10 protein-coding genes and 1 pseudogene are annotated in these 13,686 nt (G+C 61.3%); 4 read left to right on the top strand and 7 right to left on the bottom strand.

The genetic code is table 11. The features are described 5' to 3' along the window. The first annotated feature begins 149 nt into the window (after positions 1-149). Complete coding sequence (gene ilvD / locus PMI18_RS21280) at positions 150-1,991, top strand: dihydroxy-acid dehydratase (RefSeq protein ID WP_007897835.1); 1,842 nt, start codon at positions 150-152, stop codon at positions 1,989-1,991. Between the two features lie 157 nt (positions 1,992-2,148). On the opposite strand, the gene PMI18_RS21285 is transcribed toward ilvD, so the two are convergent. Continuing rightward, the gene (locus PMI18_RS21285) at positions 2,149-3,210 is read right to left on the bottom strand and encodes a hypothetical protein (protein ID WP_007897832.1); all 1,062 of its coding nucleotides are present in this window, start codon (positions 3,208-3,210) and stop codon (positions 2,149-2,151) included. Positions 3,211-3,448: 238 nt separating this feature from the next. Between PMI18_RS21285 and PMI18_RS21290 the strand changes: the two genes are divergently transcribed. Then, positions 3,449-4,840, top strand: a complete 1,392-nt coding sequence (locus PMI18_RS21290) for an L-cystine transporter (protein ID WP_007897829.1) — start codon at positions 3,449-3,451, stop codon at positions 4,838-4,840. A 110-nt stretch (positions 4,841-4,950) separates the two neighbouring features. Here PMI18_RS21290 and PMI18_RS21295 read toward each other — a convergent pair whose 3' ends face one another. Then, entirely contained in the window at positions 4,951-5,463 is a 513-nt protein-coding gene (locus tag PMI18_RS21295; protein ID WP_007897826.1) for a dihydrofolate reductase, read from the bottom strand. 85 nt (positions 5,464-5,548) lie between these two features. Here PMI18_RS21295 and PMI18_RS21300 point away from each other — a divergent pair, with 85 nt between their 5' ends. Further along, entirely contained in the window at positions 5,549-6,928 is a 1,380-nt protein-coding gene (locus PMI18_RS21300) for a DUF2868 domain-containing protein (RefSeq protein WP_007897824.1), read from the top strand. Beyond that, a complete protein-coding gene (locus PMI18_RS21305; protein WP_007897822.1) occupies positions 6,921-8,297 on the top strand; it encodes a GTPase/DUF3482 domain-containing protein in 1,377 nt (458 codons plus the stop codon). The genes PMI18_RS21300 and PMI18_RS21305 overlap by 8 nt, the downstream gene beginning before the upstream one ends. A 147-nt stretch (positions 8,298-8,444) precedes the next feature. Here the strand turns inward: PMI18_RS21305 and PMI18_RS21310 are convergent, their stop codons facing one another. The 5 genes and pseudogenes from PMI18_RS21310 to PMI18_RS21325 all read right to left on the bottom strand — a co-directional run bounded on the left by PMI18_RS21310 (position 8,445) and on the right by PMI18_RS21325 (position 13,523). Next, a complete protein-coding gene (locus PMI18_RS21310; protein WP_007897819.1) occupies positions 8,445-9,002 on the bottom strand; it encodes a phosphonate degradation HD-domain oxygenase in 558 nt (185 codons plus the stop codon). Continuing rightward, positions 9,002-9,534: pseudogene (locus tag PMI18_RS30155) on the bottom strand (FAD-dependent oxidoreductase). The gene PMI18_RS21310 and the pseudogene PMI18_RS30155 overlap by 1 nt, the downstream one beginning before the upstream one ends. Positions 9,535-9,659: 125 nt before the next feature. Continuing rightward, the gene (locus PMI18_RS21315; RefSeq protein WP_007897808.1) at positions 9,660-10,685 is read right to left on the bottom strand and encodes a putative 2-aminoethylphosphonate ABC transporter substrate-binding protein; all 1,026 of its coding nucleotides are present in this window, start codon (positions 10,683-10,685) and stop codon (positions 9,660-9,662) included. A gap of 37 nt (positions 10,686-10,722) precedes the next feature. After that, positions 10,723-12,447, bottom strand: a complete 1,725-nt coding sequence (locus PMI18_RS21320; protein WP_007897805.1) for a putative 2-aminoethylphosphonate ABC transporter permease subunit — start codon at positions 12,445-12,447, stop codon at positions 10,723-10,725. After that, positions 12,447-13,523 (bottom strand): putative 2-aminoethylphosphonate ABC transporter ATP-binding protein, encoded by a 1,077-nt coding sequence (locus tag PMI18_RS21325; protein ID WP_007897795.1) that lies wholly within the window; start codon positions 13,521-13,523, stop codon positions 12,447-12,449. The genes PMI18_RS21320 and PMI18_RS21325 overlap by 1 nt, the downstream gene beginning before the upstream one ends. Positions 13,524-13,686: the final 163 nt, after the last annotated feature.

The following is a 13,686-nucleotide window of genomic DNA, read 5'->3' as shown; positions in this document are numbered from 1 at the left end:
CCCGGCGGGTTTATGAGCTCAAGCTGAAGCGCGCGGCGATCCCGCAAAGTCATCGGCAACTTCCGGACACACGGCCATTTCTGAGTGTTCCAGACGTCAATAGAAGCTCACTTCCCTTTTGATACCTGATTAGCCGCCCGGAGTGCTTCATGCCTGATTACCGCTCGAAAACATCCACCCACGGCCGCAACATGGCCGGTGCCCGCGCACTGTGGCGCGCCACGGGGATGAAAGATGACGACTTCAAGAAGCCGATCATCGCCATTGCCAACTCCTTTACCCAGTTCGTACCGGGCCATGTGCACCTCAAGGATCTAGGGCAACTGGTCGCTCGCGAAATCGAACGGGCCGGCGGCGTCGCCAAAGAATTCAACACCATCGCCGTGGATGACGGCATCGCCATGGGCCACGACGGCATGCTCTATTCGCTGCCGAGCCGCGAGATCATCGCCGACTCCGTCGAATACATGGTCAACGCCCACTGCGCCGACGCCATTGTCTGCATCTCCAACTGCGACAAGATCACCCCAGGCATGCTGATGGCCTCCCTGCGCCTGAACATCCCGGTGATCTTCGTGTCCGGCGGCCCGATGGAAGCCGGCAAGACCAAACTGGCCAGCCACGGTCTCGACCTGGTCGATGCCATGGTGATCGCCGCCGACTCCAGCGCCTCCGACGAGAAAGTCGCCGAGTACGAGCGTAGCGCCTGCCCGACCTGCGGTTCGTGCTCCGGCATGTTCACCGCCAACTCGATGAACTGCCTGGTTGAAGCACTGGGCCTGGCATTGCCGGGCAACGGTTCGACCCTGGCCACCCACAGCGACCGCGAACAGCTGTTCCTGCAGGCTGGTCGCACCATCGTCGAGCTGTGCAAGCGTTACTACGGCGAGAACGATGAGTCGGTGTTGCCGCGCAACATCGCCAACTTCAAGGCGTTCGAAAACGCCATGACCCTGGACATCGCCATGGGCGGTTCCACCAACACCATCCTGCACTTGCTGGCCGCGGCCCAGGAAGCCGAGATCGATTTCGACCTGCGCGACATCGACCGTCTCTCCCGTCACGTACCGCAACTGTGCAAGGTCGCGCCGAACATCCAGAAGTACCACATGGAAGACGTGCACCGTGCCGGCGGGATCTTCAGCATTCTCGGCTCCCTGGCCCGTGGCGGTCTGTTGCACACCGACCTGCCGACCGTGCACAGCAAGTCCTTGGCTGAAGGCATCGCCAAGTGGGACATCACCCAGACCACCGACGAAGCCGTGCATCACTTCTTCAAGGCCGGCCCGGCAGGCATCCCGACACAAACCGCGTTCAGCCAGTCGACCCGTTGGGAAACCCTGGATGACGACCGTGAAAACGGCTGCATCCGCAGTGTCGAACACGCTTACTCGAAAGAAGGCGGCTTGGCCGTTCTCTACGGCAACATCGCTCTGGACGGTTGCGTGGTGAAAACCGCCGGCGTCGACGAGTCGATCCACGTCTTCGAAGGCAACGCGAAGATCTTCGAAAGCCAGGACAGCGCCGTGCGCGGCATCCTCGCCGACGAAGTGAAGGCCGGCGACATCGTGATCATTCGTTACGAAGGCCCGAAAGGCGGCCCGGGCATGCAGGAAATGCTGTACCCGACGTCTTACCTGAAATCCAAAGGCCTGGGCAAAGCCTGCGCCCTGCTCACCGACGGCCGTTTCTCTGGCGGCACTTCGGGCCTGTCCATCGGCCACGCTTCGCCAGAAGCCGCTGCCGGTGGCGCGATCGGTCTGGTGCAGGATGGCGACAAGGTATTGATCGACATTCCGAACCGCTCGATCAACCTGTTGATCAGCGATGAAGAAATGGCCGCCCGCCGTGCCGAGCAGGACAAGAAAGGCTGGAAACCGGTGGAAGTGCGTCCACGCAAAGTGACCACGGCGCTCAAAGCCTATGCCCTGTTGGCCACCAGCGCCGACAAGGGTGCGGTACGAAACAAGGCGATGCTCGACGGGTTGTAATACTTAACCGTCAAACAAAAAAATGCCCCGCCAAGTGCGGGGCTGATCGTTCCCACGCTCCCGCGTGGGAATGCCTCAAGGGACGCTCTGCGTCCAGTGACGCGGAGCGTCACGGGCTGCATTCCCACGCAGAGCGTGGGAACGATCATCGCAGTGCTTACTGAATCTCTTCCGGCTTGACGATCACCCAGTTCTTGTCCGCCGTCACCGCTAACCCTTCTTTCGCCTGGGCTGCTGCGTTTTTGGCCATCATGCCGTTAATCTGGGTCATGTATTTGTCTTTGCGGTTTACCCACAAATGGATGCCGCCCTTGGACACGTCGACGCTGTGGAACAGCATGTAGCCGTCGCTGGTCGGGGTATCGCCGCCCACGAGGACCGGTTTTTTCCATTCATCGATGTACGTCAGGATTGCCGCCTGTTTGCCGGCCATCCAGGTTGCTGGAGTCCACAGGTACGGCGTCAGCTCGAGGCCCAGGTTAGCCTTCTCGTCATACTTGCCAGCGGTGACCTGCTTGCGCGCGGTGGTCAACTCGCCGGTCTTGCGGTCCTTGAGCAACAGGCTCACGCCGATCACGTTCTGCGGTTTGACGTTGTAGCCGTACTTCGGATCGGAGGCGACCATACGCACCAGTTCTTCGGAGGCGGCGGTCATCACGTAGACCTCGATGCCATTCTCCATCAGCTTGGTGTAGAGCTCTTTCTGACCGGTGAAGATTTTCGGTGGATTGACATCGATGGTCTTGACCACGTCGCCGTCGTAATAAGTGCTCGGCACCGGTTTGCCTGACGCCATCAGCTCGTCGACGTTGGTCTTGAGTTCCTGAAGCGTGAAGCCGGAAAACACTTGGGCGACCCATGGATAGCAAACCATGTCGTCTAATTCGCAGAGGCGATAGTAGTAGCTGAACAGGCTTTCCTTGTGGTCGGCGGTGTCCTTGAACGGCATCAGTTTCAGGGAGGGATCGAGTGACTCGCGAGTGATCAGGCCCTTGTTTTCCATGAACGGAAGCAACGATTCTTCAAGGTCGTAGCGGTAACTGGTGTTGTCCATGTCGAACACCGCAAAGTTACCTTTGTTGGCATTGGCCGCGATCATCGCGTCCAGCGCCTTGGCCTGATCGGCTGGCCAATGCTTCAAATCCGTGGCGAAAACCTGGCCGGCAAGGCCCAGTCCCAAACTCAGTGCGGCAGCCAGAAATTTCGGTGCAAGCTTCATCGGCGTTTCTCCCTGATTTAAAGATATCGACGCTAACAAATCCGCATGACAGTCCCCGCCTCCCCGCGACCGCTTGCATCCTGATTCCGCCAACTGCATTCCTCACAGCGGCACTGGCTTATTCCAAAAACGACAGTCAACCGCTGTTTTTGATATTAATTCATTACATTTCAAGCTGTTAGGCTTGCCGGTTCGCAGTCACACACGAAGGTGGCTGGCACAAGTCTATGGAGCTTCTATGAATCTGCCGCTGATCCTAAATCTGCTGGTGTTCCTCGCCTTGCTCTTTGGCCTGGCGCAAACCCGTCACACCACCTGGAGCCTGGCCAAAAAAGTGCTGCTGGCGTTGGTACTGGGCGTGGTGTTCGGTGTCGCTCTGCACACGATTTATGGTGCGGGCAACCCGGTACTGAAAGCCTCGATCGGCTGGTTCGATCTGGTGGGCAACGGTTACGTTCAGTTGCTGCAAATGATCGTGATCCCGCTGGTGTTCGCCTCGATCCTCAGTGCCGTGGCGCGCCTGCACAACGCTTCGTCGCTGGGCAAAATCAGTTTCCTGACCATCGGCACGCTGCTGTTCACCACCGCCATCGCGGCGCTGATCGGCATCGGTCTAACCAACCTGTTCGGCCTCACCGCCGAAGGCCTGGTCGCCGGCACCCAGGAAATGGCTCGCCTGCAAACCATTCAGAGCGATTACGCGGGCAAGGTTGCCGACCTGAACGTGCCACAGCTACTGCTGTCGTTCATCCCACAGAACCCGTTCGCCGATTTGGCTCGCGCCAAGCCGACATCGATCATCAGCGTGGTGATCTTCGCGGCATTCCTTGGGGTCGCCGCACTGCAACTGCTTAAGGATGATGTCGAGAAAGGTCAGAAAGTGATCAACGCCATCGACACCCTGCAAGCCTGGGTGATGCGCTTGGTGCGTCTGGTGATGAAGCTGACCCCGTACGGCGTATTGGCGCTGATGACCAAAGTGGTCGCCGGCTCCAACCTGCAAGACATCATCAAGCTCGGCAGTTTCGTGGTGGTGTCCTACATTGGCCTGGGCTTGATGTTTGTGGTCCATGGTCTGCTGGTGTCAGCTGCCGGGATCAACCCACTACGGTTTTTCCGCAAGATCTGGCCGGTGCTGACGTTTGCCTTCACCAGCCGCTCCAGCGCCGCCACCATTCCGCTGAGCATCGAAGCCCAGACCAGCCGTTTGGGGATTCCACAGTCCATTGCCAGTTTCGCCGCCTCGTTCGGCGCGACCATTGGCCAGAACGGCTGCGCCGGTCTGTACCCGGCAATGCTGGCGGTGATGGTCGCGCCGACCGTGGGCATCAATCCGCTGGACCCGCTGTGGATCGCGACGTTGGTGGCGATTGTGACGCTGAGTTCGGCCGGTGTGGCCGGGGTCGGTGGCGGCGCGACCTTCGCCGCGTTGATCGTGCTCCCGGCCATGGGTTTGCCGGTGTCACTGGTGGCGTTGCTGATTTCGGTTGAGCCGCTGATTGATATGGGGCGTACGGCGTTGAACGTGAGTGGTTCGATCACGGCGGGTGCGATTACCAGCCAGATCATGCAGCAGACGGATAAAGAGTTGCTGAATGCGGATGAGCATTCGGAGTTGGCTCACGCTTAACCCGTACTGATCGTTCCCACGCTCCCGCGTGGGAATGCCTCAAGGGACGCTCCGCGTCCAGTGACGCGGAGCGTCACGGGCTGCATTCCCACGCAGAGCGTGGGAACGATCTACGTGCGCTCCCACACCTCGAAGTTGTAGGCCGGCTTGTCGCCTTCCGCCGGATTCGGAACATTCGACACCAGCTTCCACTGGTTCAAATCAAACTCCGGAAACCACGCATCCCCTTCCGGGCTCAGCGCCACACGGGTCAGGTACAACCGATCAGCCTGTGCCAACCCTTGCGCATACAACTGCGCGCCGCCAATAAGCATCACCTCATCGACGACCTGCTCGTTCGCCCATTCCTGCGCCCGAACGACGGCAGCCTCCAGCGACGGATAAACCTCCGCGCCTTCCAGCTGCAGATCCGCCTGACGGCTGACCACGATGTTCAACCGGCCCGGCAGCGGACGACCGAGGGAATCCCAGGTCTTGCGACCCATGATGATCGGTTTGCCGAGGGTGGTAGCCTTGAAGTATTTGAAGTCCCCCGGCAAGTGCCAGGGCATGCTGTTGTCGACGCCGATCACACGGTTTTCACCGAGGGCTGCGATCAGGCTGAGGGGGAGTGATTTAGTCATGTCAGCGAGGATACCAGAGCCTCCCTTACCCCGATAAGCGTCACAGCGGTTATGCTCACCGCTCAATTAAGCGACGGGATGCCGCGTGACTGAACTGACGCCCCTGCAAAACCTCTGGCTGAGCGAAACCATACGTCTGCGTGAAGAACACGCAGGCCCGCTGGACGATCTGGAAGCCAATCGAATCGCCCGAAGCGCCGGCGGCGACCTGCCGACGCGCATTCAACGCCGTGCCCTGTGGCTGGCCGAGCGTGACGGACAGTCCCGCGCCCTCAAACACTGGCTGCAAGGCGCGCGACTGGCGCTGATCGTGCTGGCCGTGCTGGCCGTGATCAGCGGCGCCGGCCTGGCGTTTGCCGCGCTGGGCGATGGCCAGGCCCCGGTCAATGTGTTCTGGGCGTTGGGCAGCCTGCTCGGGCTAAATCTGATTCTATTGCTGAGCTGGGCCTTGGGCCTGGTGTTCGCCGGAGAACAAGGCGCCGCCCTTGGACGCTTGTGGTTGTGGCTCAGTGAAAAACTCGCCCGTGATGCCAACGCCGCGCAACTGGCCCCGGCCCTGTTGCTGTTGCTGCAACGGCAGAAACTCAATCGCTGGGCGCTGGGTGTGCTGGTCAACGGGTTGTGGTTGCTGGTGATGCTCAGCGCTTTGGTGATGGTGCTGACGCTGATGGCGACCCGGCGCTACGGTTTCGTCTGGGAGACCACCATTCTCGGCGGCAACACCTTCGTCGCCATGACCCAAGCCCTCGGCGCCCTGCCGGCCTTGCTCGGTTTCAGTGTGCCCAGCGTGGAGATGATCCGCGCCAGCGGTGATGCTGCGCTGAACATCGAAAGCGCCCGCCAGGCCTGGGCGGCGTGGCTGGTTGGGGTGCTGCTGGTGTACGGCGTTTTGCCGCGCCTATTGCTCGCATTGTTCTGCCAGTGGCGCTGGAAAACCGGTCAAGCAGCCCTGCATCTGGATTTGAACCTGCCCGGCTACGCCCAACTGCGTGAACGGCTGATGCCCACCAGCGAACGCCTGGGCATCAGCGATGCCGCGCCAGAACAACTTCATCGGGTTGAAAGCGCCACCAGCGATCTGCAAAGCGATGGCGCGCTATTGGTGGCGATCGAACTGGACGACCAACGTCCCTGGCCGCCGCAGCTGCCGAAAAACGTCAACAACGCCGGCGTCCTCGACAGCCGCGAATCCCGGCACAAACTGCTCGAACAGCTGAGCCGTTTCCCCCCGGCTCGGCTGGCTATCGCCTGTGACCCACGGCGTTCGCCGGACCGTGGCAGCCTGGCGCTGATCGCCGAACTGGCCCGCAGCGCCAGCGCCACCCGTGTGTGGTTGTTGCAAGCACCGCCCGGCGAAGCGCTGGATGCCGAACGCCTGGGCGACTGGCATGTCGCGCTACAACAACTTGACCTGCCATTCGCCGATTGCGCGCCGTTGAACTGGCTGGAGACGGGTCATGACTGATGCCTGGAATAAGCCATTGAAGCTCGCCGTGGTCGGCCACACCAATGTCGGCAAAACCTCGTTGCTGCGAACGCTGACGCGCGACGTCGGCTTCGGCGAAGTGTCCCATCGTCCCAGCACCACACGTCACGTCGAAGGCGCGCGATTGTCGGTAGACGGCGAGCCGTTGCTCGATCTGTTCGACACGCCGGGTCTGGAAGACGCCATCGCCCTGCTCGACTACCTTGAGCGCCTGGAACGGCCCGGCGAACGTCTTGACGGCCCGGCACGGCTGGCACGATTCCTCGAAGGCAGCGAAGCCCGGCAGCGCTTCGAACAGGAAGCCAAAGTGCTGCGGCAACTGCTCGCCTCGGACGCCGGCCTCTATGTGATCGACGCCCGGGAGCCGGTGCTGGCCAAGTACCGCGACGAACTGGAAGTGTTGGCCAGTTGCGGCAAACCACTGCTGCCGGTGCTGAATTTTGTCAGCAGCGCCCAGCATCGCGAACCTGATTGGCGTGAAGCCCTGGCGCGATTGGGCTTGCATGCGCTGGTGCGTTTCGACAGCGTCGCGCCGCCGGAAGATGGCGAGCGTCGACTTTATGAAAGCCTCGCACTGCTGCTGGAAAATTCCCGCGAACAACTGGAGCGTTTGATCGCCGACCAGCAGGCCCAACGCCTGGCCCGTCAGCAGAGTGCAGCGCGGCTGATTGCCGATTTATTGATCGATTGCGCCGCCTGCCGCCGCAGTGTGGTCAGCGAGGTGGAGCAGGAACAGCAAGCGATCAGCGAACTGCGCAAAGCAGTGCGTCAGCGCGAACAACGCTGTGTCGAGGCCTTGCTCAAGCTCTACGCTTTCCGCCCACAGGATGCGGCGGCCAGTGACTTGCCGTTGCTCGATGGCCGCTGGGGCGATGATCTGTTCAACCCGGAAACCCTGAAACAGCTCGGTGTGCGGGTCGGCGGCGGCATCGCGGCTGGCGCGGCGGCCGGGGCCGGGGTCGATCTGCTGGTGGGCGGCCTGACCCTCGGCGCCGCGGCACTGGCCGGAGCAATTGCCGGCGGCGCCCTGCAAACTGCCCGCAGTTACGGCAGCCGTCTGCTGGGCAAGATCAAAGGACAGCGAGAACTGACCGTCGACGACGGCGTGCTACGGTTGTTGGCCTTGCGCCAGCGGCAATTGCTGCAAGCGCTGAACCAGCGCGGGCATGCGGCGATGGACAGCATTCAGGTCGCCACGCCGCAGGACAAAACCTGGCGCGAAGGCAAACTGCCCGAAGCGCTGAACAAGGCGCGGGCGCATCCGCAGTGGTCGTCGCTTAATCCGAATTCGAAGTTGAGTCAGGGGGAGCGACAAGAGCAGGTTGAGGTGTTGGCGCAACAACTTTAAAGACCCGCAATCTGCGGTGTCAGCTCTGGCCTCATCGCGGGCAAGCCCGCTCCCACAGGGATCTTCGGTGTTCATGCAATCTCTGTATCACCCGAGACCTTGTGGGAGCGGGCTTGCCCGCGATGGGCGCGACTCGATTGTGAAGCTTTACTCAGCCAACAGCCGCAACGCCTTTGCCTTCAAGATGGCCAGATCCATCACCGGCACCCACATCTGCTTGGCCAATTCATCCCACTGACGCATCCGCAAACTGACGGTGCACAACGGATCCTGCTCGAACGCCTCAGCTTCGGCAGCCGTCATCACCCCGCCCTGATACCCAAGCGTGCGCCGACTGGCTTCGCTCAAGCGCTCGTAGTACCCGGGCTCTTTGAGCGTGAGATAACGCTTGGCCTGAACGTGATATTCCACCAGCCGCGCCAGGCGTTCGCTGAAGCCGACCCGACGCAAGTAATCGGCGCCCAAACGCTCATGGCTGACCACACCAAAGCCACCCATGTTCTCGGCCCCCTCGGCGCAGATATGCCCGATGTCATGAAAGAACGCCGCCAGCACCACTTCATCATCGAACCCCTCGGCCATCGCCAGTTCCGCCGCCTGAGACATGTGCTCGATCTGCGACACCGGTTCGCCGATGTAGTCGTTGTCGCCAAAACGCTCGTACAGACCGAACACCTCGGCGATCACTTGCTCATGGCAGCCCATCAACTGTCTCCCAATAAAGTCGCAACGTTACGTTCGGCCAGCGCCGGCCCGACACTCATGCCGACACCGGTGTGCATCAGCGCCACGCTTACACCTGGCATCGGCCGCAGAAAGGAGAACGGCCCCGGTCCGCGTGAACCATAGACGCCCTGCCAGCGTTCGACCACTTGCACCTTGCCGCCCAACGTCTGCTCGGCCAGTTCAATCATCCAGTCATCCACCTGCTCGGCATTGAACGGTGATGGATCGCTGCCGTAATGATGAGAGTCGCCGAGCCGTTGCGCTTGAGTTGCAGGCCCGCCAGTTGTGCCCATTGGCCCCAGATGTCGCGGCTGGCCTTGGCCAGTTCAAGCATTGGGCCCGGTGGCTGGCCGGTGACCAGTGCCTGGCCGAAGTTGCGCACCGAAGCGCCGAGCGGCGTTTCGCTGCGTTCGAAAACGGTGACTTTCAGACCGCGTTTGGCGGCGGCATAGGCGTGGGACAGGCCGAGAATGCCGGCGCCTACGATTAGCATGTCGTTGTGATGAGTCATGGAGTTCCCCAATGATCGTTCCCACGCTCCGCGTGGGAATGAATCCCGTGACGCTCTGCGTCACAGGGGACGCGGAGCGTCCTTTGCTGCATTCCCACGCAGAGCGTGGGAACGATCGGTGGTGCTTACTTGGCAGCCACTTTCTCGGACTTGCCGTCATAACGCTTGCGCCATTCGGTGAGGATCTGGTCACGATTCTTCGACGCCCAGGCAAAGTCGTTCTTGATCAAGCGCTGCTCATAATCCGCCGGCAGTTCGGTCTGCGGCTTGGCGATACCCGGTTGCGCGAGCACCGCGAAGTTCTCTTTATAGAGTTCCATCGCCGCCGGGCTCGCCGAGAAGTCCGCCAGTTTTTTCGCCGCGTCTTCATGCGGTGTGCCTTTGATCACGGCAGTCGCTTCGATCTCCCAGCCCAGGCCTTCTTTCGGCAGGATGATGTCCAGCGGCGCGCCCTGGCGTTTCAATTGAACAGCCGGGTATTCAAAGGAAATGCCGATCGGGAATTCGCCGGCGGCCGCAAGCTTGCACGGCTTGGAACCGGAGTGAACGTACTGGCCTATGTTCTGGTGCAGGTCGTCCATGTACTGCCAGCCCTGCTTCTCGCCGAAGGTTTGCAGCCAGGCGCTGACGTCGAGGAAACCGGTGCCGGACGAGGCTGGGTTGGGCATGACGATCTTGCCTTTGTATTCAGGCTTGGTCAGATCCTGCCAGCTCACGGGTTTGGTTAAGCCCTGCTTTTCGGCCTCGACGGTGTTGAAGCAAATGGTCGCCGCCCAGACGTCCATGCCGACCCAGGCTGGCGGGTTGGCCGCGTCGCGATAGTTACCACCGATCTTGCCGAGGTCTTTCGGTGCGTAGCTTTGCAGCATGCCTTGTTGATCGAGAATCGCCAGGCTTGACGCCGCCAGGCCCCACACCGCGTCAGCTTGCGGACGGGCTTTTTCGGCCAGGAGTTTGGCGGTGATGATGCCGGTGGAATCGCGCACCCACTTGATCTCGACGTCCGGATTGGCCTTTTCAAAAGCCTCTTTGTAGGTCTTCAGTTGTTCGGCTTCGAGGGCGGTGTACACCGTCAACTCGGTTTTCGCCGCAAAGGCGTTCAGGCTGAAAGCGGTGAGGACAGCAGCGGCCAGGGCCAAAGGCTTGAACATGATCTTTTCCTGTTTGAGTTGAGGTGTGGGGGACAAATCAATGACTGGGCGCGGTCTGCCGCCAGGCCTGGGAGCGACGCAACAAACCGCGCGAAGCCCAGGCCAGCAGCAGGGACACGCCCGCCGAGGTGAACAGAATCAGGGTCGACATCGCCGCCGCGCCGCCGACGTTGCCGGCGTCGTCCATGTTCAGCACCGCTACGGCCGCGAGGATGGTGTCGGGGCTGTAGAGGAAGATCGCCGCCGAGACGGTGGTCATGGCCGAGACGAACAGGTAACGCACGATGTCCAGCAATGCCGGCAGGCAGATCGGCACGGTGACCCGCAGGTAGTGCCGGTACAGCGGCGCCTTGAGCGACAGCGCGGCGGCTTCGAACTCAGCATCGAGTTGACGCAGCGCGGTGGTGGCGGTCATTTGCGCAGTGGTCAAATAGTGAGCAATGGTGCAGACCACCAGCAGGGTCATGGTCCCGTAGAACACATGCAGCGGGTTGCCGCTGAGGTTGAAGAAGAAGACGTAACCTAACCCCAGCACCAGACCCGGCACCGCCATCGGTACGAAACTGAGCATGCGAAGTGTCAGATTCAGTCCTCGCTGCCCCTTGGTTTTTTCCATCAGGTAAGCACCGGTGAAGATCAGCACACTGCCGATCAACGCCGTACACAACGCCATCTTCACGCTGTTGCCGTAGGCCAGCCAGCCGCCGCCCGCCGTGTCGTTGAACTGGTAATGGTTGAGCGACAGCGACAGGTTGTACGGCCAGAACTTCACCAGCGATGAGAACACTGCCATGCCGAACACCAGCAGCAACACCGCGCAGATCAACAGCACGATGGCCAAATAACAAGCGTCGCGCAGCGTCGATGGCGCCGGTTGAAACACTTGCGCCCGCCCGCTCATGGAATCGCCATGGCGCCGACGCAGCCAGGCGTCGACACCGAAGCTGAACAGCGCCGGCAACAGCAGGACCATGCCGATCAACGCGCCGCGACCGAATTGTTGCTGGCCGACCACGGCTTTGTAGGCTTCCAGCGCCAGCACTTGATAGTCGCCCCCGACCACCACGGGCACGCCGAAGTCGGTGATGGTCAGGGTGAAGACGAGGCAGAACGCCGCGAACACCGCCTGACGGGTCGCCGGCCAGGTGATGCTGCGAAAAGCTTTCGCCGGACTGGCGCCCATGCTGGAGGCGGCATCGAACAGTCGCGCATCCGCCAGGGACAGGGCCGACAGCAAAATCATCAAGGCGTGTGGGAAGGTGTAAATGACCTCGCCCAGAACAATGCCCCAGAAGCCGTAGATGTTGTCCGAGAGCAAACCGCGCAGCAGGCCCTGATTGCCGAACAGATAGACCAGCGCAATCCCCGGCAGCATCGACGGCGCCATCAGCGGCAACAGCGACATGCCGCGCCAGATGCCTTTACCGGGAATCAATGTACGTTGCAGAGCGTAGGCAAACAGATAAGCCAGCGGTACGACGATGGCCGCGACGCTGACAGACACTTTCAGGCTATTACCCAGCAGCCAGTGGAAATTGGCGCTGGTCAGCAGTTCGCGAGCGGCGATCAGTCCACCGCCCTGCCCGGCTTCAGAGCTGAAACCGCGCCAGAAGATCGCCAGCAACGGCATCAACACCGCAACGCCAAGCAACACCAGCAACAGAACCTTGCCGCCGACCACGAATAGCCGATCGCCGATCTCGGCACGGGAGGTCTGCCGAACCTGCTTGTGCGGTATCGGCAGCGCGACGTTCGCGCTCATCAGGCAAACACCTGCAGGCTGCGCGGCGGCAAGGCGACCATGATCTGCTGCGCGCCGAGGCGCGGCATGGCTTCCGGCGCCAGTTCTGCCAGTAGCGCATGGCCCGGCAGTTGATCGAGTTCGAAGCTCATGCGACAGCGGTTGCCGAGAAAAGTAATCTCGCGAACCTTGGCCGGGAACAGGTTTTCTTCATGCACCGGCGGGTTGACGTTGATCGCCTCGGGGCGGCAGAACAAACGGCCCGAGGCAGTTTTAGCGCTGCCTTCGGCCAGGCGCATGTTCATCCCGCCGACCTGGGCATGACTGTCGCTGCTCCGTTGGAATGGCAGCCAGTTGCCCTGACCGACGAACTCGGCCACAAACGGTGTGGCCGGGCGGTCGTAGATTTCCTGCGGCGTGGCGTACTGCTCGACCTTGCCGTTGTTCATCACGGCGATGCGGTCGGCCATCAGCATGGCTTCGTCCTGATTGTGGGTGACCATCAGGGTGGTGACGCCGAGGTTGCGTTGCAATTGGCGCAGTTCGGTGCACAGATGCTCCCGGACTCGGGCGTCAAGCGCCGACATCGGTTCGTCCAGCAGCAACAATGAAGGGGCCGGCGCCAAGGCTCGAGCCAGTGCGACCCGTTGCTGCTGACCACCGGACAACTGGCCGGGGTATTTTTTCTCACTGCCGATCAGGCCGACCAGTTCCAGCATCTGACCGACGCGCCGACGCACTTCATCGCGACCGCTGCCGGTGAGGCCGTAGGCGATATTCGCCTCGACGCTGAGATTGGGGAACAGAGCGTAGGACTGGAAGAGAATGCCGTAGTCCCGGGCTTGAGGTGCCAGGTGGGAAACGTCGCGATCGCCGAGGTACAACTCGCCGCTGTCTTGTTTCTCAAGGCCGGCAATGCAGCGCAGCAAGGTGGTTTTGCCACAGCCCGACGGCCCCAGGAGGCACACCAGTTCACCCGCCGCGACGTCGAGGGAAACATTATCCAGCGCGGTGAACGCACCGAAGCGTTTCTGCACGCCGCGCACTTTCATCGGCGCACCGGGGTTGGTCAGGGCAGTTGCAGTCGAGTGGTTCATGGGCAGACCTCATCAAGCAGATGAGGGCCATCCTAGGTTTGCAATGCGTCCGTCATGTGGCAACAAGGCAAAAACGGCCGATAGTGGTATTCGGGGATTTGGGTTGGATCGAACGAGCGATGAATACCTGTGGCGAGGGAGCTTGCTCCCGCTGGACTGCGCA

The sequence above is a fragment of the Pseudomonas sp. GM102 genome, assembly GCF_000282555.1.
Classification (GTDB): Bacteria; Pseudomonadota; Gammaproteobacteria; order Pseudomonadales; family Pseudomonadaceae; genus Aquipseudomonas.
The sequence above is the reverse complement of the archived record's forward strand: the minus strand, read 5'-3'. Positions and strand labels throughout refer to the sequence as shown.

Coding starts and splice junctions, on each gene's coding strand:
- PMI18_RS21290 (WP_007897829.1), top strand. CDS start 3,449: ATGAATCTGCCGCTGATCCTAAATCTGCTGGTGTTCCTCGCCTTGCTC.
- ilvD (WP_007897835.1), top strand. CDS start 150: ATGCCTGATTACCGCTCGAAAACATCCACCCACGGCCGCAACATGGCC.
- PMI18_RS21285 (WP_007897832.1), bottom strand. CDS start 3,210: ATGAAGCTTGCACCGAAATTTCTGGCTGCCGCACTGAGTTTGGGACTG.
- PMI18_RS21315 (WP_007897808.1), bottom strand. CDS start 10,685: ATGTTCAAGCCTTTGGCCCTGGCCGCTGCTGTCCTCACCGCTTTCAGC.
- PMI18_RS21325 (WP_007897795.1), bottom strand. CDS start 13,523: ATGAACCACTCGACTGCAACTGCCCTGACCAACCCCGGTGCGCCGATG.
- PMI18_RS21310 (WP_007897819.1), bottom strand. CDS start 9,002: ATGGGCTGCCATGAGCAAGTGATCGCCGAGGTGTTCGGTCTGTACGAG.
- PMI18_RS21320 (WP_007897805.1), bottom strand. CDS start 12,447: ATGAGCGCGAACGTCGCGCTGCCGATACCGCACAAGCAGGTTCGGCAG.
- PMI18_RS21295 (WP_007897826.1), bottom strand. CDS start 5,463: ATGACTAAATCACTCCCCCTCAGCCTGATCGCAGCCCTCGGTGAAAAC.
- PMI18_RS21305 (WP_007897822.1), top strand. CDS start 6,921: ATGACTGATGCCTGGAATAAGCCATTGAAGCTCGCCGTGGTCGGCCAC.